At 67.7% G+C, this 24,706-nt stretch carries 17 protein-coding genes; 9 read left to right on the top strand and 8 right to left on the bottom strand.

Going from position 1 to position 24,706, the window contains the following annotated elements; genetic code table 11:
- Positions 1 to 168: 168 nt before the first annotated feature.
- Positions 169 to 822: a hypothetical protein gene (locus J1M81_RS05830; protein WP_057473924.1), complete on the top strand. Its 654-nt coding sequence runs from the start codon at positions 169 to 171 to the stop codon at positions 820 to 822.
- Between the two features lie 61 nt (positions 823 to 883).
- Here the strand turns inward: J1M81_RS05830 and J1M81_RS05825 are convergent, their stop codons facing one another.
- Positions 884 to 2,227, bottom strand: coding sequence for a hypothetical protein (locus tag J1M81_RS05825; RefSeq protein ID WP_206497713.1), 1,344 nt, complete (start codon positions 2,225 to 2,227; stop codon positions 884 to 886).
- 141 nt (positions 2,228 to 2,368) lie between these two features.
- Between J1M81_RS05825 and J1M81_RS05820 the strand changes: the two genes are divergently transcribed.
- The 5 genes from J1M81_RS05820 (at position 2,369) to J1M81_RS05800 (ending at position 8,143) form a co-directional block, all read left to right on the top strand.
- Positions 2,369 to 3,553, top strand: coding sequence for a glycosyltransferase family 4 protein (locus J1M81_RS05820; RefSeq protein WP_052061256.1), 1,185 nt, complete (start codon positions 2,369 to 2,371; stop codon positions 3,551 to 3,553).
- A 111-nt stretch (positions 3,554 to 3,664) separates the two neighbouring features.
- Positions 3,665 to 4,807, top strand: a complete 1,143-nt coding sequence (locus J1M81_RS05815; RefSeq protein WP_206497712.1) for a glycosyltransferase family 2 protein — start codon at positions 3,665 to 3,667, stop codon at positions 4,805 to 4,807.
- The gene (locus J1M81_RS05810) at positions 4,804 to 7,029 is read left to right on the top strand and encodes a serine/threonine protein kinase (RefSeq protein ID WP_206497711.1); all 2,226 of its coding nucleotides are present in this window, start codon (positions 4,804 to 4,806) and stop codon (positions 7,027 to 7,029) included. The genes J1M81_RS05815 and J1M81_RS05810 overlap by 4 nt, the downstream gene beginning before the upstream one ends.
- Positions 7,026 to 7,253 (top strand): hypothetical protein, encoded by a 228-nt coding sequence (locus tag J1M81_RS05805; protein ID WP_027495644.1) that lies wholly within the window; start codon positions 7,026 to 7,028, stop codon positions 7,251 to 7,253. The genes J1M81_RS05810 and J1M81_RS05805 overlap by 4 nt, the downstream gene beginning before the upstream one ends.
- Complete coding sequence (locus J1M81_RS05800; RefSeq protein ID WP_206497710.1) at positions 7,250 to 8,143, top strand: family 16 glycosylhydrolase; 894 nt, start codon at positions 7,250 to 7,252, stop codon at positions 8,141 to 8,143. Before J1M81_RS05805 ends, J1M81_RS05800 begins: the two co-directional genes overlap by 4 nt.
- A 12-nt stretch (positions 8,144 to 8,155) precedes the next feature.
- Here J1M81_RS05800 and J1M81_RS05795 read toward each other — a convergent pair whose 3' ends face one another.
- The 6 genes from J1M81_RS05795 to J1M81_RS05770 form a co-directional block, all read right to left on the bottom strand.
- Positions 8,156 to 9,199 carry a S1 family peptidase gene (locus J1M81_RS05795; protein ID WP_206497709.1) on the bottom strand — a complete coding sequence of 348 codons (1,044 nt, stop codon included), beginning with the start codon at positions 9,197 to 9,199 and terminating at the stop codon, positions 8,156 to 8,158.
- A 147-nt stretch (positions 9,200 to 9,346) separates the two neighbouring features.
- Positions 9,347 to 10,645, bottom strand: coding sequence for a S1 family peptidase (locus J1M81_RS05790; protein WP_032399218.1), 1,299 nt, complete (start codon positions 10,643 to 10,645; stop codon positions 9,347 to 9,349).
- 75 nt (positions 10,646 to 10,720) lie between these two features.
- Positions 10,721 to 12,373 carry an Hsp70 family protein gene (locus tag J1M81_RS05785; RefSeq protein ID WP_206497708.1) on the bottom strand — a complete coding sequence of 551 codons (1,653 nt, stop codon included), beginning with the start codon at positions 12,371 to 12,373 and terminating at the stop codon, positions 10,721 to 10,723.
- Positions 12,370 to 13,536, bottom strand: a complete 1,167-nt coding sequence (locus J1M81_RS05780) for a hypothetical protein (RefSeq protein ID WP_206497707.1) — start codon at positions 13,534 to 13,536, stop codon at positions 12,370 to 12,372. The genes J1M81_RS05785 and J1M81_RS05780 overlap by 4 nt, the downstream gene beginning before the upstream one ends.
- Before the next feature lie 121 nt (positions 13,537 to 13,657).
- A complete protein-coding gene (locus J1M81_RS05775; protein WP_283348199.1) occupies positions 13,658 to 16,129 on the bottom strand; it encodes a helix-turn-helix transcriptional regulator in 2,472 nt (823 codons plus the stop codon).
- A 7-nt stretch (positions 16,130 to 16,136) separates the two neighbouring features.
- Positions 16,137 to 17,882, bottom strand: a complete 1,746-nt coding sequence (locus J1M81_RS05770; protein WP_206497706.1) for an Hsp70 family protein — start codon at positions 17,880 to 17,882, stop codon at positions 16,137 to 16,139.
- 257 nt (positions 17,883 to 18,139) lie between these two features.
- Here J1M81_RS05770 and J1M81_RS26620 point away from each other — a divergent pair, with 257 nt between their 5' ends.
- The 3 genes from J1M81_RS26620 (at position 18,140) to J1M81_RS05755 (ending at position 24,147) form a co-directional block, all read left to right on the top strand.
- Positions 18,140 to 20,728: an IniB N-terminal domain-containing protein gene (locus J1M81_RS26620; RefSeq protein ID WP_206497705.1), complete on the top strand. Its 2,589-nt coding sequence runs from the start codon at positions 18,140 to 18,142 to the stop codon at positions 20,726 to 20,728.
- 153 nt (positions 20,729 to 20,881) lie between these two features.
- Complete coding sequence (locus tag J1M81_RS05760; RefSeq protein WP_241257706.1) at positions 20,882 to 22,690, top strand: dynamin family protein; 1,809 nt, start codon at positions 20,882 to 20,884, stop codon at positions 22,688 to 22,690.
- A complete protein-coding gene (locus tag J1M81_RS05755) occupies positions 22,687 to 24,147 on the top strand; it encodes a dynamin family protein (protein WP_027495651.1) in 1,461 nt (486 codons plus the stop codon). Before J1M81_RS05760 ends, J1M81_RS05755 begins: the two co-directional genes overlap by 4 nt.
- Here J1M81_RS05755 and J1M81_RS05750 read toward each other — a convergent pair.
- Entirely contained in the window at positions 24,136 to 24,699 is a 564-nt protein-coding gene (locus J1M81_RS05750; protein ID WP_206497704.1) for a hypothetical protein, read from the bottom strand. The two genes, J1M81_RS05755 and J1M81_RS05750, sit on opposite strands and share 12 nt — an antisense overlap.
- Positions 24,700 to 24,706 lie beyond the last annotated feature (7 nt).

Here is a 24,706-nt window from a genome sequence, read left to right as displayed (position 1 = left end):
AACTTTTCGGACACGGTAAAGGGTCGGTAGCACAACGACCGGTCTGATTGATGGTTTACACTGCCTGTGGACCAGAGGTGCGAGGACGTCATTCGGGGTGATGTCGCGTTCGACGGTTTGCCGCCAAAAGCACTGCAGCACATGCACAGAAACGGAACACAACACCACATGAAACTCAGCAAACTGGTCGTCACCTCGGCTCTCGTAGCAGTTGCTACGGGTCTGGCCAGCGGAACCGCCTACGCGCAGCCCGACACCAGCGCCACGACCCCCGACACGAACTACTCCGTCGAGCTCGAAGACCGCACCATCGTCACCACCATCGATGCGGGCGTCTTCAAGGTTGCCGACGACGGCAAGACCGTCGACGTGCTCGACGCCGCCGACAACACACTCGTCACCCTCCCGCTGTCGTTCAACCTCGGCGGACTGAACTTCCCGTACGAGCAGAACGTCGACGACAACGGTAAGACCCTGCGTCTGGTGCCGCAGCTCGACCTCTCCAAGGCCTCGGCCAACTCGCGCAGCATCGGCGCGACGACGGTCGCCTCGCCCGAGGAAAACCTCAAGGCGCAGCAGAACTTCTCGTCGCAGCTCGGAATTGCTACCGCGATTGGAACCCTGACCGGTTCCGCAATCGGTGCGGTGATCGGTTGCATTGTGACTCTCCCCGCAGGCTGCATCCCCGGCTTGGTGACCGGTGCGGGAGCAGGTGGAATCATCGGCACCATCGCTGTCGGCGGGCCCGGCTTGGTCGTTGCCGGAATCGATCTGCTCAACACGTTGAACGCTGCTCCCGGAACTTCGGTCTGGGCCAAGTAGTCACAGCGCATTCTTCGAAAGAACCCACGATCCCGTCGAGGTCGTGGGTTCTTTTGTGTTGTCAGGCAGCAGGATTCGTGGCGACGGCTGCGGTCGATGCGTCGTCTTCGAGGAATGCGATGGGCGTCGAGCAGGCGGCGCGTAGTGCCCGTCGGATGGTGTCGGCATCGACGACGTGCGAGTGGAACGACGCGGCGACGCGAATGGAGTCGCGTAGCCGTGCGGTCGTCAGGGTGATGTGTCCGTGGCTCGCGGGTGCCACCATGACTCGGTACGAACCCTGTGTCTCGCCGACGAAGGCGATGTCGTTCAATCGGGCATGCCGGCCCATGTCGGACAAGGCCAGACGGATGGTGTCGGGTGCGGTGGGCGGCAGGGTGTCGGTCGCGCGGGCGGAGCGCAACCTGGCCAGTTTCGAGCGAAGTGCGACCAGCATCAGGTTTGCGATCGGGTGCCCGCAGTCGATGATTCGTCGCCATTGGCGGGACAGGAGAACGGTGTCGGTCGTGTCGGGAAGGTAGACGTCGATACCGGCCGACAGGTTCGCAAGGGTGGTCAGCTCGGGTGGTAGGTACCGGCGGACGTCGAACAGCACTTTGGCGACATCGTCGACGGCCAGTCCTTCGGCGCGCAGTGCGGCATCGAGGGCGGCGAAGAACAGGATCGAGATCGACTGGCCGGGTCGGTGTTCGTCTCGCCACCTCGCCAGTTCTCGGGTGCACTCGATCGTGGCGGCCGCGGCCACTACCTCGACGGGTGAGCCTGCTGCGGTCGGTGCCGCCTGTGTAGATGCCGTCTGTGCCGACCCGTGACCGGCCGACCCGCCGCCTGCATGCTTGCGCCCGCACACGCTGATACCCGGGAGAACGCGCGAGCGCAGTAGCTGCGCAACTCGCCCGGGATCGGTTCCGAAACAGCGCATCGCTGCTACGGCGAGCGGGTGACGCGTCTGCGCTGCCGTTGCCCAGCCGGGCACGATGCCGTTGCGAGCGTCGGCATCAGCGAGTGTGTGGGAGAGGTTGATGATCATCTGACCGTCGCCGAGCCCGTGATCCATGTAGAACACCACGTGGTCGCCGCGCACCGTGATGGACAGTGGCTCGGCGGGGTCGTGCGTGGCCAGTAGCTGCGACATCGCGGTGTCGTAGTCGCCCTCGGTGATCGCGGAGTCTTCCCGGACGGCGTGCAGTGGAGCATCGGGATCGTATCGCCAGCGACGGGTGCCGGAATCTGGACGTAGGCCCACTCGCGCGGCCGGGCCGATGCTCATCGTCGTGCGTAGCGCCCGGCGGATGCCGTCGACGCCACCATGATCGACAGGACCGAAAGCCACCACGGTCCAGTTACCCGCAAGCGCGACATCGGTCTCGTGAACCGTGACGTGCGAGGGAAAGACCACGTTCATCGCGTAGGTCCCTTCCGATAGACGGCTTTACTTCTTGTTTATGAAAGCCTCAGAAGCAGTATGAACTCAAATGGGTATTCCAGCCAACTCTGAGTACGATGTAGTGGAGTCAAACAAACTATTGGACAGGAAACCGGAGTTGTGGACGGAGTCAGCGAAGTGCAGGTACTCGCGGTCTCGCTGTCGACATCGGTGGGCGGAACCGATCACAGTCTGCGAAACGTGGCGCTGGCATTGCGGCCCCTGGGCGTGACCGTCACTCTGGGTGCGCCCGGTGGCAGCGACACCGAACAGTGGTGGCGTGCCGCCGGCCTGTCGTTCCTTCCACTCGACCTGCCGCAACGCATCGGAATCCATCGTCAGGGCGAGAAGTCTCTGCATCCCCTCGGCGGGCTCGCGGCGCAGGTGCCGAAGAGCGCACGCACGGTGTCGATACTTCGGCGAGCTGCCCGCGACTTCGACGTCGTGCATTCCAACCATCTGCTGCTGCACCCCGACGCGGTGCTCGCGTCCCGACTCGCACGCACCCCGGTCGTCGTCGAATTTCACGACATCGTCCCCGCCGGACCGGGGCGCGCACTGCTCGCCGCGATCGCGGCGACGGCAACCCACACTGTGGCCGTCAGCACGGCCGCAGCGCAGCAACTCCCGTCGTGTGCCCGTGGACGGGTGAGCGTGGTGCACCAAGGAATCGACACCACGGCCTTCGCGCCGGGTGCCGGTGACCCGGCTCTGCGGGCCGGCATGACTGCCGACCCCGATGCACCACTGATCGCAGCCGTCGGCCGGATCGATCGCGAGAAGAAGCTCGACGTGCTGATCGACGCCGTGGCACGGGTGCGTCGGTCCGGAGTCGACGCGCATCTGGCGATCGTCGGCGCGCCCAGTGAGGACGACGGTGGCTATCTCGTCGAGTTGCAGCAGGCCGCGGAACGGTTGCTGCCCGGTAAGCATCGTTTCCTCGGCCGCACCGACGCGGTGGCGTCGACACTGCGTGCCGTGGACGTGTTGGCCTGCCCGTCACAGGACGAGCCGTTCGGGCTCATTGCCCTCGAGGCACAGGCCTGTGCGGTGCCGGTCGTGGTGAGCGACACCGGGGGCCTGGTCGATTTCGTCTCGCACGAGCGCACCGGCCTCGTTGCCCGAACCGGCGACGTCGACTCGCTGGCCACGCAGTTGTGCAGGATGCTGACCGATCGCGGCCTGGCCGCCACCCTCACCGAGGCCGCGCGAGGGCAAGCCGTCGGACAGTTCGATTCCCGACATCGCGCGAAGCGTTTCGCCGACATCTACAGTTCAGCAATCGGGAAGAAGCGCATCACATGACGTGACGCATCGGCTCTGCAGCGGAGCCGACGACGCAACCCAGCCGTGCGGATGTCGGGGCATCCGCACGCACACGCTCGTACCGAATCGGAGTTCTTGATGCTCGACCACATGGCCCCCGGCGTCCCGCGCCGCCGCACCCCGCAGCGGGTCGGAGTTGCCGTTCTTGCCGCGACTGCGACCGCGACCCTGGCCGGGGCCGGCTGGGTCCTCGCACCCAGGCGGTCGCCGGAACCGCTGCGCGCAGCAGAGCGGTTCGTCGACGGCGACCTCATCACCGTCGTCGTGGGAACCGTGGGCAGGCCGTCGCTGTCGGGCACGGTCGAGGCCGTGCTCGCGCAGTCCTACCCGGCCGTGGAGATCGTGGTGGTGGACAACGCACCCACGTCGGGACGGGTGGACGACGCGTTGAGGTCGATCGACGATCCCCGCTGCATCGTCGTGCGTGAGCCGCGCCGCGGGGTCTCGCGAGCCAGAAACACAGGTGCCCGGCACGCGTCGGGCCGCGTGATCGCTTTCACCGACGACGACGCCGAACCGGATTCGCAGTGGCTCGCTTCCGTGGCGCAGGTGTACTCGGCAGATCGAGCCGGTGTCGTGGCCGGGGTGACCGGACGGGTCGTCGGACTCGAGGTCGAGACCGATCAGCAGCAGTGGTTCGAGGAATCCGGGTTGTTCGAGAAGGGATCGACGCGCACGGTCTGGACCCTCGCGCCGACCGGATCGATCGACGAAGAACTGGGTGCACGCGGCACCGCAGCACTGTTCCCCTACACGGCCGGGGAGATGGGCAGCGGCAACAACATGTCGTTCCGAAAGACTGCCTTCGACTCGCTCGCGGGATTCGACGAGAGGATCGGCCCGGGCACGCCCACCAAAGGCGGTGAGGACCTCGAGCTGTTCCGACGTGCAGTGCTGCGCGGGGGAACGATCGTCTACGACCCGACGGCCGTCGTCGGCCATCATCATCGAGCCGATCACGAAGCGTTGCGCGAGCAGATGTTCGGGTACGGAAGCGGAATGGCCGCCATCGTCACCAAACTCTTCCTCGACGGCGGAGCTCCGGCCCGCGCACTGCTCGGCCGGCTCCCGACCGCATTCCGCATGCTTCTCGCACCCGAGGAGAACCGCTTCGCGGACGGGGCTCCGCCGATGCCTCGCGACCTCAAGCTCACCGAGCTCTACGGCTACCTGTGCGGGCCGTTCCTGTACGTCAAGGCCATCACGGTTCGCGGCACCGGGATCAATTCGTGACGATCACCGACACCACCGACGCACCCGAGGACGCAGTAGGTCGAGCCGATCCGACGCGACCCGACTCGAGCTACCGCGGGGCGCAAGCGCTGCTGTTCGCTGCCGCAGCGGTCGCCATCGCGTCGACGGTGCTGGCCATCCTCGCCGGATCCGATCACGCGGGTGCGGTACCCAACGGGCTCCGGGTAGCCGTGGTCGTCGCCGCCGTGACGCTGTTGCCCGGGGCACCCATCGCGGTGCTGCTGCGCCTCCGACAGCCGGCACTGGTCGGTTCGGTGACTGTCTCGATTTCGTTCGCGACGATGCTGATCATCGCGCAGGCCGAGGTCGTCACCGGGAATCTGCGTCCGGTGACGGTGCAGCTCTACATCTGTGCGGTGTCCGCCGCGCTCATACTGTGGGCGTCGCGAACGTTGGTGCCTGCGGTGCCTCGACCGCGCCCGGACCGGACTGCGGTGGTGACCCGGTACGCACTGCTCGGCGCGGTGGCCGTCGCCGTCGTGCTGTTCGCTCACGCCACGAAGGTGCTCAGGCCGCAGGCGTCCGGGGCATTGGGTGTCATCACCCACATCGGCTTCAGCTACCTCGTCGCGTTGGTGATCGTGGCGGCCGTGATCGCCGTGGCGCTGTCGCGGGCCCGACTCGACCCGGTGGTACTCGGCGCGGCCGGTCTCGCTCTGATCATGTTCACCACGATGTACGTGTCGTTGGCCGACGGCGTCACGTCGATCCCGACGGCGTACACCCATCGCGGGCTGATCGACATCATCGCGTCATTGCAGGGTCTGCCACCGCCGTCGGACGCGCGATTCAGTTGGGCCGGATTCTTCTCTGCCGGAGCTCATATGTCGGGTGCCGGCGCGCTGTCGGACCTGTCCCCGATGCTGCTGTGGGCTCCGCTCTTCTACGGCGGCGTGACCATGTTGCCGCTGTACTCGATCGCGTTGTCGCTGACCGGGCGCAGGCGCGTGGCGTGGATCGCGGTGATCCTCTACCTGTCGTTCAACTGGTACCAGCAGGACTACTTCGCGCCACAGCCGACGGCGACCATGCTGTACCTGACCATCTGCGCCTTGCTGCTGTGGCAGTTGCGCAGTGCGCCCCTGCCGTCGGCCCCGCGGTCGTGGCGTCGGTGGATCGTCACGGTGCCGCGGCGAACTCTGGGCACGGTCCCCGGTGTCGGTGCCGGCCGCACCCTCGCGATCGAGGCGCTGATGATCGTCCTGATCGCGGCGATCGTCATCACTCACCAGCTGACGCCCATCGTGTTGATCGCGGCGCTGTTCCTGTTCTCACTCACCGGAACCACGCGATACCGACTGCTGTGGCTGTTCGCAGTCGCGCTGTTCGTGGCCTGGTTCAGTTACGGAGCCGTCGACTACTGGAAGGGCCACCTCGCGTACGTGCTCGGCGATGTGGGACAGGTGTCGGGCGCGGTACAGGGCGGCGTCAGCGACCGGATCGGTGCCGATCCGCTGTATCAGAAGATGCAGTATCTGCGGTTGGCGGCGTCGGGCGCGCTGCTGATGTTCGCGTTCGCCGGTTGGCTGACCTACCGCCGACGCAAGACGTGGCTCATCGGCGGCTTGCTCTGCATGGTGCCTTTCGGTTTGGTGCTGGTGCAGAGCTACGGCGGTGAGGTGGTGATCCGGTGCTTCGTGCTGGCGTCGCCGTTCATCGCGCCCTACGCCGCGGACGCCTTGGTGCGCACCTTCGCGATCATTCGACGGTTCACGGGTCGATCGGCCCAGCCGCGGCACTGGTCGCGCACCGTCGCCGCGACCGCCGCAATCCTCGGAATTGCCTTGATACTGACGGCAACTCGCGGGTTGAACACCTCGTTCGAGCACACCGACGAGGACCAGATCCGATACGGAGACGCATTGATGCGGTCGGTTCCGCAGGGCTCGGAAATCATGGTCATCGGAACGGCGGCCGGGCTCGTGTCCGCACGCTACTTCGACGACGTCAGAGTGGCGACCATGGAATCGTTCGAGTGCCTCGACGATCTCAGCGGGTGCGTCCGAAAGGAGAACCCCGACTTCGTGTTCACCACTCGACAATCGTCGGCGCAGATCTACCTGCAGTACGGATATTCGCAATCGGTCGTCGACCAACAGCTGGGCATGCTGGTCGGATCCGATGAGTATCGCGTGGTTGTCGAAACCGCCGACCTGACCATTCTGCAGAATGCGTCCACCCCACCGGTGGTGCTCAAATGACAGATCTGTGGCTCGGCTTCCTCGCATTCGGTGCCCTGTTCGCGGCACTGATCGTCTCGTCGGTACTGCGCGAACGCGAGGTGCCCTCCGACGGTGCGATCGGGCGCGGCGGCAGCGGACGCATCAACCGCGCAGTGGTGCTCTCCGCGACACTGATCGTGCTGTTGCTCCTGGCCGCAGTCGTCGTGATCGTGCGGTTCCAACAGATCGCGATCTGGGAGTGAGAATCGGACGCGGCCTGTCGGTGGCCCTACTGGTCGTGGCGACGACGGTGTCCTGTGCGCAGACGACCGGACCCCAACCCGAGCTGGTCAGCAGCGAACGGTGCGACCCCATGGCCGACGACGTCATGTCGGGTGAAGCCGTGCCCCGGGAGGACCTACCGGGGTGGCGGCAGACCTTCGTCGACGATTTCGACCGGTGCGATCTCGGTGACGACTGGGGTGCGTACTACGGCCAACCCGGAGGCGACCCGGCCAGTTGGTGGGAGTACGAACAGGCCTCGGTCACCGGTGGCGCACTGCGGCTGCGCGCCGAGCAGAAGGACGGCCGCTGGGTGACCGGCGGCGTCTCGAATTCGCCTGTGTCGCAGAGGTACGGCAAGTGGGACGTGCGGCTGCGTGCGGACCGCTCCGACGAGATCAGCTACCACATTCTGCTGTGGCCCGCCGACGAGGTGTGGCCGCCGGAGATCGACATCGCCGAGAGCGCCGACGGGACCAGACAGACGATGTCGTCGTTCCTGCACTGGAGCGGTGCAGAAGGAGACCGTCACTTCTCACAGGCGAATCTGCAGTTGGACACCAACGACTGGCAGACCGTCGGAGTGGAATGGGACCCCGAGCAGATCAGGTATCTGGTCAACGGAAAGGTCTGGGCGCGAACACCACTGGGAGCATCCATCCCGGACAAGCCGATGTGGTTGGGCATCCAGGCCCAGGCGGGCGCCTGCACCAAGCTCGAATCCTGGGGTGTCGGAGAATGCGGCCGGGCGGGAACACCCGACGTCGCGAACGTGGACGTGGACTGGGTGGCGGTGTACGAATCGGACGGGACACCGTCCGTCGTGGAGGACACGCCGTCGGGATCGGTTCTGCTGGAACAACAGAACTGACCCGAAGCCGACCTATGACGTACGAACCGTCAGGCCCGGGTTCTCGGCGAGAATGTCGTTGATCGGCGTCGCGAACAGTTCCGGACGCTGACCCTGCAGCATGCTGACGACGGTCGCGATCTCGCACGAGGGTTGATCGCCCACGTTCGACGCGTTCGCGATGCCCACGGCGAGCGTGCCACTGACGATGGGGCCACCGCTGTCGCCGCGCAGCGCGCAGATCGACGTGGAGAAGCTGCGGTCCAGGACATTGCCGCCCATGGTGACGTGCTGGCCCGTCGACAGGATTGTGCCGCAACTGAATCCGGTGGTAGCTCCGGATTTGCAGACCGGCGCGCCGACGACCGGATCCACCGTGCCGGTGATCAGCAATGGGCCGGACCCGGGAACTCGCATCGCGTTGCTCTCGAATTCCCCGGTGTTGCCGTCGTCGATGTCGATGAGCGCATAGTCGTTGTGCGCCCGGCTGGTTCGATAGAACGAGCCGAACTTGGAGCCGACGAGGCTGCCGTACATGGGGTACGCGCCCGTCGTGACGGCGGAACCGGTGCTCGACTCGCCCGGATCACAGTGTCCTGCAGTGATGTTGACGGCACCACGCGTCGGATCGACGGCATTGAAGCCCAACGAGCAACGCAGACCGGCCCCGGCCGGGGTACCGGCGAGAAAGCTGTCGCCGCCGAGGTACGAACTGGCGCGAATGGGCCCAGCGGTGAGCGAGGGATCGAACGGCACCCGGTCGAGGAGCGGACCGATTGCATCGATGACGGGGGCCGGGATGTCGAATACAGCCGGGTCGATCACGAATCCGGCCGCCGTCGCCGCCTCGACCATATCCGCGTGGGACGGTCCGTCGGCGACCGCGACGACCGGCAGCCCGGCCGCGTCGAGATTGCCACGGACCGCCGGGCCGACGGCGGCGGTGAACTCGGCCAAGCGGCGCGCTGCGTCGGCGCGGTCGAGAAACTGCTGAGGGCTGAGCCCGAGATCGCGTGCCACAGCGTCGGCCAGTGACGCCGGTTCGGGCGGCGCCGCAACGGCAGTGGGTGCAGACACCACCGTCGCCACGAGCAACGAGACAGCAGTGACCGATAGTGCACACGCACGGCGACGCATAACGACCTTCCCCCCGGGCATCGAACGATGTGATGCCGTTCACTCCGCATACGACTATAGGGGGTCGGCGGCCTCCGCCGTACCTGCTTACCCGGTTCGGACGGTAGCTCCGGTCGCACGCGTGACCTGATCGATGGGAATGCCCAAGCTGGCGGTGCCGCCGAACTGCGCCAGCGCGAGGTTCGCCTCGGTGCAGTCGGGTGCTCCACCGCTGTTGGATCCGCTGGTGATGCCGAGTGCCAGCGTGCCGGTGACGATGGCCCCGCCGCTGTCACCGGCCAAAGTGCATGCGGTACTGGCGAAGCCGCGTACGGTGCGCGACGTGCCGTCCTCCATGAACAGTTGGGTCTCGACGCGATCGGCAGCCACTACACCGCACGTGAACGACGACGACTGCCCGGATTTGCAGACGGGTGCGCCGATGACGGGGGATGCCGTTCCGGTGACGGTGACGGTGCTGCCGTTGGCCCCGCGAACGGTGGGGCGGTCCAGCCCGGCCTTCTGCCCGGCGGCGTCGAGGCCGATGACCGACCAGTCGAGACCGTCCGGTGCTCCCAGGCTCGAGCGATCGAACGAGCCGATCTGGGAGCTGCGCGCGATGTCGGCCGGATCGGGCAGGTACACCGGCGCTCCACCGGACCCGGTCGCCTTGTTCGGATTGCAGTGTCCTGCAGTCAGATTGACGGGACTACCGTCGGCGTCGACGGCGTTGAAGCCGAACGAGCAGATGCTGATCTCGGTCGGCGATGCGTCGGCGATCGGCCCGGCAGTGGTGACGTAGGTGTCGCCGCCCATCGGCGCCGGGTCGGCCGGCTTGTCGCCACCGGGCGCGAGCGTCACCTTGATGTTGGCGAGCAGTGTCGGCAGGTTCAACGCCCGGCCGATCGGACTGTTCGCCACGTCCAGCACGATCTGGTTGTCGATGAAGTCGATGGCTGTGCCGTTGATCTGCTCCGAGATCTCACGGGGTAGGCCGGCGATCCACGAGTTCAGATCTGCCAGCGACTTCTCCAGACCGTCCGCGGACACCGGCGACTGCGCGGTGGCATAGCCGTCCTTGGCGACGGCCTGCGCCGCAGCCGGAGACGTGACGGCGACGACGGCATTGCCGTCGGGTCCGATCCAGGCACCGGCGAAATCGGCGGGTCGGCTCGCGCGGAAATCCGAGGCGTAGGCCGACAGCTCCTGTGCGCGTGCCGCACGATCGAGGTATTCCTGCGGTGAGATCTTCAGATCTCGCTGCACGGCTTCGACGAGCTCCCGCGGAAGCTGATCGGCGGGCGACTGAACCACAGGTTCGGCTGCCGCTGTTCCGGAGAACGAAGCAAGAAGTACGAAAGCCGTCGAGCACAGCACTGCAGTACGCAGAGCCCCGGTGTTACGCATGAAATCCCTTCATCGGGTGCTTGGCATCAGCGCCCCACCCTAGGGCATGCACAACTGAACCAGTGTTCGCCCTGGTCAGGACGCTGGGACTGTCGCTGAGGTGGTCGTCGTAGTCGTGGTGGTGGTGGTGGTCGTCGTCGTTTCCGTCGGCGTCGTTGCTTGCGGAGTGGTGGTCACCGCGACGGGTGGTGTCGTGACCACCGGAGGTGGTGCCGGTGTCGGTTCCGGCGCGGGCGGCGGCGCAGGCAGGGGAGCCGGTTGGGGCGGGGTGTACTCCTCGGCCGTCGGCTCCCGCACCACCTCGGGAGCAGCCGCGGGTGCGGTCGTCGTGGTCGGTGCGGTCGAGGGCACCCGCGCGGAGGTGGTGACCGGTGATCCGGCGTCGGTGACGGTGGGCGGTGTCGTCGCGGGTCCGCTGCTGAACACGCCGCTCAGGGCTGCGATGACGAGAACGATGACCACGCCCGCACCGGCACCGGCGATGATCGTGGTGACGGTACGCGAGCGCTCGCTGCGTTCCTTCTTGTTCTCGGTCGTCGCACCGGAGAATGCGGTTGCGGCGTACTGCTGGGTTGCCGGGCCGGAACCGTCGGGATCTCCGGCCGGAACGATGGGCTCCGAGCGCAGCTGGGACGGGCCGAACACCGGTGCCACCGCCGGTATCGCCTCGGAGAACGCGAGGGGCGGCGGCGGAGCGACCACCGGGATCGCGTCGGTATCGAGAGAGTCCGTGCCGTCGTTGCGCGTGACCACCGGCGCTGCGCCGGTCACCATCGAGTTGCCGTCGACGTCCTCGATCTCGGCGATGTTCAGTGCGCCGCGAGCCGCAGCGAGCGGCTCGACGAGCAGCGCGCCTGCGGTGCGCTCGCCGATGTCGGCGACCACCGAAGGTAGGGCGGCACTGCCGCCGGTGAGCACGACCGTGCCGGTCGACGGCACGTCGAGCAAGCCCAACGTCGGCGCGATCAGGTCTGCGAACTCGGCGCGGGTGACCGTCGTCGTATCCGAGACGCCGGGCAGCTCCACCGCGATCGTGGCCACGTCCGCGGTGCTCAACGTGTGTTTCGCCTGCTCGCAGGACGCGACGACACCGGTGAGAGAAGCCAGAACTGCGGCGTCGGACAGGTCGAGGTGTTCGCGATCGGTCACCACGTGATCGAACAGGGCATCGGTGAACACGTCACCGCTGACCGCGGTGGTGCGCTCGGTGCCGCCGCCCGGATACGTCGAGATGTCGGTGCCGGTGGCCCCGATGTCGATGACCGTGACGGCAGCCCCCGGGCTCGGCTGAGCGAACGCGCTCGCGGCCTTGGCCTCGGGAACCAGTGCGACGTCGGTGAGACCGGTGTGATCGAGGGCGTCGCGCAGCAGAGCGATGTTCTCGCGTGGCCATCGCGTCGGGTACGTCATCGTCGTGACGGGCGTGGACGCTGATTCGGACGTCTCGGAGAACATGCTCACGAGGCAGTTGGCGGCGTTGGCCATCAGATCCTCGGCGCGATACGCGTCGGCATCGGGTTCGAGATCTTCTTGCTTGCCGACCAGATCGACGAAGCGAGTGAACGGCGCGGTGTCGACGGACTCTCCGAGATGGGCGCGGCCGTCGTCGTCGAACCTCAGTGTCGTCGGCAGTACGACGACGGTGGGTTCGAACGCGGTCGAGTCGCGATACACCGCAACGGACCTGGTGTTGCCGATTGTGATTCCGAGATGCCCGGCACCGCTCATGGAGTGCCGCCCGTCGTGGCTCCGGCCGGAGCTCGGTCCTGCGGAGCGAGACGTCCGGCCTGGGTGTTGTCGTCGGCGTTCTCGTCGGGGGTGGGCTTCGGCGGGTCCTCGGCGGTGTCGTCTTCGGGCAGCTCGGGTCCGACTGGTTCGTCGTCGGTCGGCGGCGTCGTGGTGGGGTCCTCGGTCTCGGTGGCCTCCGGAAGGTCGACGGCGGGTCGCGTGTCGACCTCGGCCGCGTCGCGTTCGGAGCGTCGCTCTCGGGTCGGATCCGTAGCCGTGGTGGTGGTATCCGGCGTGATGATCGGTGCAGGCGAGACGGCGGGCACGAGTTCGGCTGCCGGTTCGACGACGGCAGTGGGGAAGTCGATCGGCCCACCCGGCCGGATTCCCGACGTCGTCGTCGGGGGCGCGACCTGAGCGTTCTCGATGGTGGGCACCGGGGTGTCGGCGGATGTGCCGAGCTGCAATGCGATCACACCGGCACCGACCGTCAGCGCCGCTGCGAACGCCGCGGCGGCGAACAGTGGGGCGGTGAACAGGGGACGACGGTCGGCGCGGGTCGGTGCGCCGACGACGGCGAGGCGTTCGGTGACGGCGTCGACCGGGTACCGGGCAGCCAGAAGCGCTGCACCACGAGCCGCGGCGACGGCAGTGTCCTTCTTCTCCATGGTTGCTCGCATCGACGAGTTCCAGGCGGCCAGCGCCTCCTCTTCCGATACGAGCGCAACGTGCGCCAACCCGTGCCCGTTCATGGCCGCACGCAGGGCGAACACCTGCTCGGCGGTCCAGCGGGCCGGGTAGGTGGCGGCCGCAGCGAGATCGCCGGGGCGCAGATCGATCGACGACGCCACCTCGGTGAGCAGGCACAGCAGCGCCATCGACGTCAGCTGTTCGGCGGGAAAGACGGTGCCCCGGCTCCCGGTGACGCCGTCGCCGAGCGCGTCGAGGAAGTGCGTGTACGCCTCGGAGTCGTTGTCGGTGGCGTCACCGAGTGAGACGGTGCCGTCGGGGTGAGTGTTGAGCACGGTCGAGTGCAGGGACGCCAGATGCAGGGAGGGGCCGGGCGCGATGGGGTGCGACACGGCCGCGACGGCCTGCTCGTCGTCCAGATAGAGGCCGACGTCCGGTGCGCCGATACTCGCCCCGCCGGGCTGCTCGGTCATGCGGGCTGCTCGGTCATGGGGATATCTACCTGTCCTGGGCTCGGAGTCGATGTTCGGTCGTTATGTCGCTTCGGATCCTCACACAGTTACACCCGCAGGAGGGGGCATCAGCGTGCCGCAGTCAGGTGGTCGATGTTCCGTAGCCCATCGCCCGCAGCATCGAGATCAGTTCCGAGCGCGACCCGGCTCCGAGCCTGCGGCGAATGCGAGCCACATGATGTTCGACGGTTTTCGGGGAGATGTAGAGCCGGCTGCCCACCTCGCGGTACGTGACGCCGAGAACCAGTAGCTCGGCCACCTCGGCCTCGCGTTCGCTCAGAGATCCCGACGGCTGCGGCGTCGTCCCGTCGGTCTCCCGCTGATGCGAGCTGGGCTGACGCAACGACCGGGCGATGTGCAGTAACGAGGTGGCCGTGGCGGTGTCGGCGACGGTCAGCGCGGCCTCGCTCGCCAACCGGGCACCGTCCCACGGCAGGCCGAACGCGGTGAGGGTGCGCGCCGAGAGTTCGACCTCGGCGGCGTCGGGCCTGCCCTGTAGAACGCCGAGCCACGCCCGCCCCGCCGCGGCGAGTGCGGAACTGTACGGGTGCGTCGAAGCGGCGGACGCGAGGGCCTTCGCGTGCGGCACCAGGGCTTCGGGCGTCTGCGCCACGATGGCGGCCTGCACCTGATACCAATGCAGCGCCGACGCCCACACCGGCGGATCCCCCAACGCGGCGAGCAGCGTCGTGGCCTGCGACACGAGGTGCTCGACGCGATCGAACTGGCCCACTCGTGTTGCGGCCAGCACCAATTCGCCGAGGGGCAAGAGAGAGAACAGATCGATCGAGTACGCGGCGACGACGTTCTGCGCCTGGGTCCACGCCGTGACGAGAGACCCGGCGTCCCCGGACCTGCGGGCCAACCCCACTCGAATGCCGTGCAGGAACAGGTGATTGCGCACGTGCGAGTCGGGGATCTCGAGCGGGTCGACCAGGTGGCAGGCCTGCGCGGCGTCTCCTCGCAGCATGGCCGCCCAGCCGCCGATGAGAACGAGCCGCGTGTGGGCCTCGGATCCCGGCCGCAGCTCGGGTAGGGCACGAGCGATGACGGAGTCGACGCGGGCGAGATCACCGCAGTGCATGGCATGCAGGGCGGCCACCGCGGCTGCCGAATCCGGAGCGCACCAACGATCGGACGGCGCGGCCGTCAACGTGACCGCGCGCATCAGCGCGTTCGTCGCCGCACTCGACGCCGCAGCGCTGCGTGAGTCGATCGAACCGAGGACCCCGTCGACGAGCAACGCGCCCGACGCCGTGCTCGACGTCGGTGCCAGCGATGCCACGACACTCAGTGCGCGGTCGGCAGCAGGGCGGTCGCCTGCGGCAGCGGCCGACAAGGCAGCCCACACCGCATCGGTCCCGAGTCGATCCGTCCCGAGCCAGGCGAACAATTGCGCACTGCGCGAGACCATTCCGCGCTGCGCGGCGACCGACGCCGAGACCCTGACCGCAGTGCGTAGATCGACCTGCGTGTGATCGGTGGCCGCATCGAGAATCTCGTCGGCACGACGGCCTGCCTCGTCGAGGTGTCCGGTCGCGGCGGCCACCTCTGCCCGCCGGGCCGCGAGCGCAGATGGGTCGAATCCCGCCGCTGCTGCCGCGTCGTACAGCTGGCCAGCGGACTCTATGGAAGTCGAATCACCCTGTCCAGCAAGGAAATCAGCGAGGTCTGCGCGTACGACCCCGTGCGCCGCCAACACTCGCGCTGCCGAGGCGTCGAGCAGACCGGATTTCGCCGCAACCTCGGTGATGCGGTCGAGCAGCACCCGGCATCGACGCTCCCCGATCATCTCGGTCAGGGGACCTTCGGCGGACGGGACCAACGCGCCCGTGGCGTCGAGAAGACCGGAGCTGCAGGCGATATCGACGACCGTCTCCGCGTCGGCCGCCCGTGTTACGAGCTGCGCCGCCGTGACCGGGTCCGGGACGACGCCGAAGCGAGCCGCGAGCAGCACGGCGCGGGTGTCGTCGGTGGTGTCGACAAGTATCCGGCGATGCTGCTCGGCAACCGATTCGGTGACCGCGCGCAGCGGAGTGGGGTCGGACCGTTCGCCCCCGAGCGCGGCCAGTGCCGCGTCGACGGCGACGAGAAGCCCTCCGGTGGACTTTGCGATCGCGCTCGCCAGCGACGCCGAGATCGGCCGAGCGACTGCGGCTGCCCGCGTTGCGATCGACGTCTTGTCCAACGGCAACAGCGTCAGGCGAGCGGCACCGGCGGATGCGACGAGCTTCTCGATCCGGGAATCGTATCGGCGCGGGGCCGTGGCGAGAACCAGCGTGATGTCCGAACGGGTTGCTGCAGCGGCGATCTCGTCCACGCGGTGATCCGGCAACAGATGGGCGTCGTCGACCAGAACCGTCGCACCCGACGGCGCGTCGGTGACACTGCCTGCATGCACCGTCGTCGCGGCGGCCGCGACCGCACCGAGCACCGCGGATCGACCGGAGCCGTTCACCCCGACGACAACATGCACACCGGTGCTCGACGACGCGTCACGAACGAATCGATCGGCGCGCTCGACGCCGACGAGAGCGGATGGGCTGTTGGCCACGGTCGGTCTATCGACCGGTCAGGCCGCCGACGACCCCGCCGAGTCCGTCACCCAGGCCCTGACCCACACCTCCGACAACACCGCCGAGGCCCTGCCCGACGCCCTGACCGACGTCGCCGAGGGTCGGGCCCTGGTACGTCGGTAGCGGTTGTGGCGTGAACTGCGGTGCTTGCGGGACCTGCACGGCCGGAGGCTGGTAGTTGGGCACCGTCGGTGCGGCGATCGACGGGATGGTCGGCACGGTGGCGGCCCCGTTCTGGCCGGGGACCGCGGCGGGCGCTCCGGCGACGGGTGCCCCGGCAACAGGAGCCCCGGTGGCCGGATCGATCTGGGTGACACTGCCGTCGGCGTTGACCACCGTGGTGGGTGCACCCGTGGAGCCGACTGCTGCAGAACCGGTCGGCCCGGTCGTGGACCCGACTTCTGCCACCGCGGCCGTGCTGCCGGGAGTCTCGCTGCTCGAGATCTCGGCGTTGGATTCGGCCGGAGTGGTGTTGTCCGAGGTGAGGGCCGTTCCGACCGACAGTCCGCCGCCCGCGAGAAGGGCCAGCACGACGACGGATCCGGCGACCAGGCCTGCCTTTTTCCGTCCGGACATCCCCGATTCCGACGCCACTGCCGTCGGGGTCGGGGCGGGCCGCGGGGTGGGACGGGGCATCGGCGCGGCAACGGCGGTCGCGGCGGGAACCGCAGCCAATGCTGCTGCATCGTCCGCGGCGGTGGCGTCGGCGATGTCGCTGCCGAGGATCGCGGCTCCGATCGCGACGGTCAGTTCGGGGCGAGGCCCGGCCACGACCGGTACTCGCAGTTCGGTCGAGACGAGCTCGGCGACGAGCGGGATGGCCGAGCTGCCGCCGGTCAGCACCACCTGATCGATGTCGGTGACCTCGAGGCCTGCGGCCGTGACGGCGTCACGCACGACGCCGATGGAGGCCAGCAGCGATGCGCGAACGAGGTCTTCGACTTCCGAGCGGACCAGTCGTACTTCGGTGTGCAGCCCCGGCAGGTCCACCGTCAGCGACGTGGAGGTGTCGTAGGACAGCTGTTCTTTGGCCTCGCCGCAGCGGGCGCGCAATTCGACCAGTGCACCGACGGTGTCGGGATCGAAGGGATCGAACTCGAACGACTGACTGCCCGAGACGGTGTCGAGTACGTACTGCATGATCTCGTGGTCGAACTGTGCGCCGCCGAACTCCTGCGAATGAACGCCGGTTCCGACGACGCCTGCGTCGGACCCGGTCCGCATCAGCGTGACGTCGAGAGCCGTCGCGCCGAGGTCGTAGACGACCGCGAGACCGTCGGACTGGGTTCCACGGGTGACTTCGAGCCAGCGCATCGTGGCGACCGACTCGGGAACGAGCGTGACGTCGGTCAGGCCTGCGCGATCGAGCGCTTCGCCGAGCACCTCGACGGTGTAGGCGGTCCAGCGTGTGGGGTGGGTGACCACCACGGAGGGGGAGGAGTCGACACCGGCGGAGACGTCGGCGACGAGGGCACGAGTGGCGGTGGCGTACAGGTCCTCGGCGCGGTGACTGCGGCCGTCGTCGTCGATCAGTTCGACAGGGTCACCGACGCGATCGGCGAACCCACTGATGAGATGGCGCGTCGAGCGGTCCCACAGGTCGGCGAGACTGGGGGCCGCACCGGGACGAAGATCGAGGGCCGAACGCTTGACCACCGAGGTCACCGGGTCGGTATCCAGGGCGGCAACAGCCGTCACAGTTCCGATCCGTATGCCGAGCCCTGCGTTCATCTGCCGCCACCTTCTTGTCGCACTGCCCTGGTTCCCACCGCCGTTACCCGCACTGTCGGCTCGGTGCCCCGATTCGTTACGTCTCACAGCAGGTTAGAGCGTGCAACGAGGTAAATCCCCTAAAGCGCTCAGATCCCCTAATGCAAGTCCCCTGGCGACCCCCCGGGGGAGTAGGGGGATCGTCCCCGTTGGGCGGGGGCTCTGCGGACCATAGCTTTGTGATCAACCACGAAGCATCACTCGTCAAGGAGACTCACATGGCTACCAACGCCGTACTCGATTTCATTCTCGGCCTGCTGCGCGACGACAACGCCGCTGCTGCCTACTGCGCCAACCCCGAGACGACGTTGGCCGCTGCCGGCCTCGGCGGCGTCACCCACGCGGACATCGTCGCGGTGGCCCCGTTGGTCGCCGAGTCGGGACTGTTCGCCGGTGCAGGCAGCCAGCTCTCGGCGATTCTGGGTGCAGGCGGATCCGCAGGCCTCGACGGCGCACTCGCCGGAGGCGCGAGCCTCGGCGGCGGACTGTCGGCCGGACTCGGCATTGCCGCAGGAGCGGTAGCCGGCGGCGGGCTCGCCGCAGGTGGCGCGCTGACCGGTGGAATCGACGTGGCGGGCGAGATCGAAGCGTCGCTCCAGGCAGCTCTCGCTGCAGCTCTGGCCGTCGGTGGCCAGATCGGCCTCGAACTCGGCACCGCATTCGGTGGCGCTCTCGACGCACTCATCGGTGCCGGTGCGGGCATCGGCGGCGGACTCGGTGGCGGAATCGATCTGGACCTCGACGGTCTTCTCGGCGGCACGGTCGGACTCGGCGCTGCGCTCACCGGACTCATCGGAGCAGGCGCAGACATCGGCGGCGAGATCAGCGCCGACCTGGCAGCGCAGCTGCAGGCAGCCCTCGACGCCGCGATCGGCGCCACCGGCGCAGTCGACCTCGCCGCGCTGGCCGACATCCAGGGCGGACTGTCCGGCGCACTCGGTGCCCTCTTCGCAGTCGGCGGAACCGTCGGAGCCGAACTGGGCGCTGCCGTCGGTGGCGTCTTCGAATCCGTGCTCGACGCCGGAGCCGGCCTGGACATCGTCGGCGGCCTCGGCACCGCGCTGACCGCAGGCATCGGCGGCGCTCTCGCCGGACTCGGAACGGTCGGTGCGGACCTCACCGCAGACATCGCAGCAGCCCTCAGCGGATCCGCTGAAGCCGGAGCCGCGCTGGTCGGCGACATCGCCGGTGGCATCGGTGGCAGCCTCGGCGGACTCTTCGCCGTCGACGGTGCCATCGCAGGATCCATCGGAACCGCACTCGGTGCAGTACTCGACGCCGGTGCCCTCGCTGACATCGACGTCGACGCACTCCTCGCAGCCGGCGGCAACATCGGCACGGTCGTCAGCGGCGCCCTGGGCGGCGTCCTCGATCTCGACGCCGGAGTCGTCGGAAACCTGGCCACGGCCATCGACACCGCGATCGAGGGAACCCTCGGTGCCGGGCTGGGCATCGGTGGCAGCATCACCGGCGAACTGGCGGGTGAGCTGACGGGTGAGCTGACCGGCGGAATCACCGGCGCGCTGACCGGCGGAGTCACGGGCAGCCTCGAAGTAATTCTCGGAACCGCGTTCGGTGTGGGCGGCGCTGCAGGCGCACAGCTCGGCACGGCCGTCGAAGCAATCGTCGACGCCGGAGCCACACTCGACCTCGGAGCAGCACTCGGCGCGAGTGCAGATCTCAGTGCTCAGCTGGCCGGTGCGGTCGACACGGCCGTGTCCGCAGGTGCCGATCTCACCGGCACCGTGGAAGGCACCCTCTCCGGACTCGGTGGCCTCGGCGGCGGCTTGACCGGCGGCCTCGCCGGACTCGGCAACGTCGGCGGAGACCTCACCGGCGGCCTGGCCGGACTCGGTGGCCTCGGCGGCGGCCTGACGGGTGGCCTCGCCGGAGTCGGCAGCGTCGGCGCAGGTATCACCGGTGGCCTCGCGGCCGTCGGCAGCGCAGGAGCAGATGTGACCGGCGGCCTGGCGGCGGTCGGCAACGTCGGCGGCGACGTGGCCGGTGGACTGAACGGGCTCGTCGACGCGGGCACGAGCCTGACCGGCGGACTGGCCGGGCTCGGCAGCCTCGGCGGCGGAATCGCAGGCGGTGTTGCAGGTGGAGTCGAAGGCGGTGTCTCGACCGGCATCGACGCAGCCGCGCAGGCCGGTGCAGGACTGGAAGGCACCCTCACCGGTGCCGTCGACGGCGGAATCGACGCGGCCGCGCAGGCCGGCGCCGGACTGGAAGGCACTCTGACCGGCGCTGTGAACGGCGGAATCGACGCCGGTACGCAGGTCGGTGCAGGACTCGAATCGGCAGGTGACCTCGCCGGTTCCGCCGCGGGTGACCTGGCCGGAAACGTCACCGGAGGACTCGAGGGCACCGTGGGCGGCGTCGTCGACGCGGGAACCTCGGTGGGCGGCGAGATCGCGTCGAACATCGGCGGCGGACTGGATGCCGGCGGCTCGATCGGCGGCGGACTGGCCTCCACGGTGAGCGGGGGTTTGGATGCTGGTGCGGACGCTGCGGGTTCCGTGGCCGGCGGGTTTGACTCCGCCGCGCAGCTCGGTGGCCAGGTCACCGGTGCAGTGCAGTCGGGCGCCGAGGGATCTTTCGAGTCCGGGAGCTCCTTCGATTCCAGCGCGAACGCATCGGGTACGGGCTGGTCGAGCGTCGACTCCGACGTCTTCGGACAGAGCGAGAGCAGCACGGACCTGTTCGGCGAGACCGGCGGCAACCTGCACGGATCGGTCGATTCGGCAGCAGATTCGCTGGGCCACTCGCTGACCGTCGACCACGACTTCGACCCGCTGAACCCCTGATCGCGTTGCCTGTGATCAGGTGACGAAGTGACGAGTCGGCCCCGAGTGTTCAACGACACTCGGGGCCCGAGTCGTCGCTAGAGTTTGGGAATGCGGCCTGCGGAACGGGTTGGGTTCGCGGGAGTCGACGAGATGGGTTGTGGAGACACAGGTATGGACGGGCAATCTACGGAACTGGCCGAGCTGCTCGATCGCACCGCGGAGGTAGCGACATCGGCGGGACGATCCGATCTGGTCGATCGAGTCGAGGCAGCGAAGTCGCGTGTGCTCGACCCTCGACGTCGCATCATCGTGGTCGGACCCCTCAAACAGGGCAAGAGCCAGTTCGTGAATTCGCTGCTGAATCTGACGGTGTGCTCGGTGGGCGACGACGAGACCACCGCGATTCCGACGGTGGTGTCCAACGCGGACAGCTTCTCCGCGCAGCTCGTGCTCGCGAATCCCGGTGACGAACCGATTCGGGTCGACGTACCGCTCGAAGAGATCACCACGGTCACTCCGGCGAGTCCCCGGGCTCAGGGCCGGGAGGTGCTGCGGCTGGACATCGCGGTACCGAGCCCACTGCTCGCCGACGGCCTGGTGCTGGTCGACACGCCGGGAGTCGGTGGCCACGGAAACCCCCATGCGGCAGGGACATTGGGTCTGATTCCGTCGGCCGATGCCGTGCTCGTCGTGTCCGATGCCTCTCGTGAATTCACCGAGCCGGAATTGGCGTTCCTGCGGCAGGTGCAGGGTCTGTGCCCGGCTGTGGCGGTGCTGATCACCAAGATCGATCTGTATCCCCATTGGCGGCAGATCGTCGAGGCCAACCGTGGACATCTGGACCGTGCGGGCATCAGCGTGCAGATGCTGCCGGTGTCGTCGTTGTTGCGTTCGCACGCAGTGCGTTTGAACGACGAGGAACTCAATGCCGAATCCGGCTTCCAGCAGCTGTACGCGTTTCTGCGCGACGACGTGGTGGCACGAGCCGACGTGCTGGCTCGCGCATCGGTATCCCTCGATGTCCGCTCGGTGACCGAGCACCTGACACTGTCGTTCGGCAGTGAGCTTGCGGCGCTGAAGGATCCGGAGCGCGCGGCCGCCGCAGTCGCCGGGCTCCAGCGCGCCAAGTCCGCCGCCGAGGAACTGCACAAGAGGTCCTCGCAGTGGCAACAGACGCTCGGTGACGGAATCGCAGATCTCGCGTCGGACATCGATCACGACCTGCGCGACCGACTGCGACGCGTCACCCGGGAGGCCGAGGAAACCGTCGACGAGGGGGATCCGGGGAAGGACTGGCCGCAACTGGGCGAATGGCTCGAAGAGCAGATTGCTGCGTCGGTGGGCGACAATTTCGTGTGGGCGCACGAGCGGGCTCTGTGGTTGTCGGAGTTGGTGGCCGAGCACTTCGCGTCGTCCGGCGCGGCGGCCCTGCCCGATCTCGATCTCGGCGATCTCGACAATGTGCTCGAGCCCGTGACGTCCCTGGCCGATCTGGAGTCGGGACGGGTGGGTATCACGCAGAAGGTTCTGGTCGGAATGCGTGGATCCTACGGCGGCGTACTGATGTTCGGTCTGATCACTACGTTCGTCGGGCTGAGTCTGCTCAATCCGATCTCGATCGGAGCAGGCGTACTGCTCGGCACCAAGGCGTACAAGGAAGACAAGGAGAATCGCGTCAAGGCTCGTCGCTCCGAGGCCAAGATGGCGATTCGCCGCTTCACCGACGACGTCAGCTTCCAGGTGGGCAAGGAGTCGAAGGATCGGCTGCGTCAGATTCAGCGGGTGCTGCGAGATCACTTCACCTCGATCGCCGAGCAGACATTGCGTTCGCTCAACGAGTCGTTGCGCTCGGCGCAGGAAGCCGCTGCCGCCGACAACACCGATCGCACCGCCCGGATCGCGAGGCTGGAGAACGACATGCGGCTTGTCTCGGAATTGAATGCTCGCGCAACGCGTCTGGTGAAGGACGTCGCGGTATGAGCGTGACGGCACTGGCCCGAGCGCGCGATCTGATCTCGGCAGCGCGGTCGACGTACGCCGGCGACGCGGAGGCGTCCTGGATGCTCGACGAATGTCTCTACCGTTTGGACGAGCCGCTCCGGGTCGCGCTTGCGGGATCGCTCAAGGCCGGCAAGTCCACTCTGCTCAATTCGCTTGTGGGACAGGACATTGCGCCGACCGACGCTACCGAATGCACCAAGGTCGTCACGTGGTATCGCAATGGTGTCTCACCCAGTGTGACAGCTTGGTACGACGGCGATCGCGCGGCGAACGTTCCGGTGCAACGACGCGACGGGCGGCTGACGTTCGATCTCGGTGCGTTGACGGCGGCGCAGGTCGATCGTCTGGACGTCGAATGGCCGGCAAGTACTTTGGCGCAGACGACGATCATCGACACCCCCGGCACCTCGTCGCTCTCTCGCGATGTCTCGGCGCGCACGTTGGCGATGCTGACCCCCGAGAATTCGTCGTCGGGGGCCGACGCAGTGGTCTACCTGCTGCGCACCCTCAATGCCACGGACGTCTCGTTTCTCGGGCAGATCGGGGCACACGTCGGCGGTGATTCCGGGCCACTAGGCGTCATCGGGGTGGTCTCCCGGGCGGACGAGGTCGGCTCGGGCCGCATGGACGCGATGATGTCGGCCAAGGAGGTCGCGGCGCGGTTCGCGTCCGAGCTCGAAGCCACCGGGCTGTGCCAGGCCGTCGTCCCGGTGGCGGGACTGTTGGCGTTGGGAGCAGAGACGTTGCGGCAGAGCGAGTTCGCCGCATTCCAGATGCTCGCGACGGTACCGACCGAGGATCTGCAACTGGCGATGCTCTCGGCCGATCGGTTCGTGCGGGCGGAGAGCACTCTGCCCGTCGATGCCGCCCTGCGCGCCAGCATCGTCGACCGCTTCGGCCTGTTCGGGATTCGGATGGCCGTGACGCTGATTCGGCTCGGTGTGCGTGATTCGCCGACACTGGCGGCCGACCTGGTCGAGCGCAGTGGACTGTCCGAACTTCGCTCGGTGATCGACGTGCAATTCGGCCAGCGAGCGGATCAGCTGAAGCTGCACTCGGCTCTGGTTGCGCTGCAACGAATTCTGGAGTTCCGACCGGAGTCGCATGCGCTGCGTACCGAAGCCGGCAGGATGCTTGCCGACGTGCACGGGTTTGCCGAACTACGATTGCTCGGCCGATTGCGTTCGGTCACACCGACATTGCCCGACGGCGGACTGCTCGATCTGCAGCGCATCATCGGCGGCTTCGGTATCGCCGCCACCGAGCGTCTCGATCTGCCGCCCGATGCGGGACACACTCAGCAACGCGACACGGCACTGGCTGCGGTGCGTAAGTGGCGATCCCTCTCGGAGCATCCGCTTCTGGACCGGTTCACGTCGAATTCGTGTGCCCTCGCCGCGCGCAGTGCCGAAGGGATTCTCGCCTCACTGACGTGAGGAGCGTCGAGGTAGCAGCGCGACGACCGTGGCGGCTGCGGCAGCGCCTGCCACGACGAACGGACCCCATTGCAGCACGCCGCCGAGCAGGGCCGAGGCGTCGGAGACGAAGGTCGAGAACGTGACGGCCGCCCCGATGGTCAGAATTCCTACCGCGCTCATCAAGATTTTGGACGACGTGGCTGCGCCGCGGAGCAGGTTCAACGAGACGAATCCGAGCAGTACCAGCACGGCGGCGGCAGCACCGCTCGAGATGAGGGTGGCCGACGCCGTGTTCCGGACGTCTGCGGCGCTCGCCGTCGAATCCTGCTGAGCCACGGCGGTTTCGACGCCCAACAGAACGACGTTCCAGTTCAGCGCGATGACGGCGGCCAGCGCCAGGATCAGTGCGGCGGTCGCCGCCCACAGCCCGGTCGCGATCTTCGGCAGACGGGAGTCTGCGGTGGATTCCTGTCGTGGCCGAAGAGGTTCGACGGACAGCTCCGGCCGCGGTGGTTGCGGTCGGGCAGGCCGAGGCCTGTGCGCTGTCGGATCGTTCGGTTCTTCGGCCACGGTGCAG

The organism is Rhodococcus sp. KRD175 (assembly GCF_017168275.1).
GTDB lineage: Bacteria > Actinomycetota > Actinomycetes > Mycobacteriales > Mycobacteriaceae > Rhodococcoides > Rhodococcoides fascians.
This window is presented reverse-complemented; position numbering and strand designations above follow the sequence as displayed.

Bases quoted from the DNA above. Each gene is read 5' to 3' on its own strand.
- J1M81_RS05805 (WP_027495644.1), top strand. From the start codon at position 7,026: ATGACAGATCTGTGGCTCGGCTTCCTCGCATTCGGTGCCCTGTTCGCG.
- J1M81_RS05755 (WP_027495651.1), top strand. From the start codon at position 22,687: ATGAGCGTGACGGCACTGGCCCGAGCGCGCGATCTGATCTCGGCAGCG.
- J1M81_RS05785 (WP_206497708.1), bottom strand. From the start codon at position 12,373: ATGAGCGGTGCCGGGCATCTCGGAATCACAATCGGCAACACCAGGTCC.
- J1M81_RS05815 (WP_206497712.1), top strand. From the start codon at position 3,665: ATGGCCCCCGGCGTCCCGCGCCGCCGCACCCCGCAGCGGGTCGGAGTT.
- J1M81_RS05790 (WP_032399218.1), bottom strand. From the start codon at position 10,645: ATGCGTAACACCGGGGCTCTGCGTACTGCAGTGCTGTGCTCGACGGCT.
- J1M81_RS05830 (WP_057473924.1), top strand. From the start codon at position 169: ATGAAACTCAGCAAACTGGTCGTCACCTCGGCTCTCGTAGCAGTTGCT.
- J1M81_RS26620 (WP_206497705.1), top strand. From the start codon at position 18,140: ATGGCTACCAACGCCGTACTCGATTTCATTCTCGGCCTGCTGCGCGAC.
- J1M81_RS05780 (WP_206497707.1), bottom strand. From the start codon at position 13,536: ATGACCGAGCAGCCCGGCGGGGCGAGTATCGGCGCACCGGACGTCGGC.
- J1M81_RS05825 (WP_206497713.1), bottom strand. From the start codon at position 2,227: ATGAACGTGGTCTTTCCCTCGCACGTCACGGTTCACGAGACCGATGTC.
- J1M81_RS05770 (WP_206497706.1), bottom strand. From the start codon at position 17,882: ATGAACGCAGGGCTCGGCATACGGATCGGAACTGTGACGGCTGTTGCC.
- J1M81_RS05760 (WP_241257706.1), top strand. From the start codon at position 20,882: ATGGACGGGCAATCTACGGAACTGGCCGAGCTGCTCGATCGCACCGCG.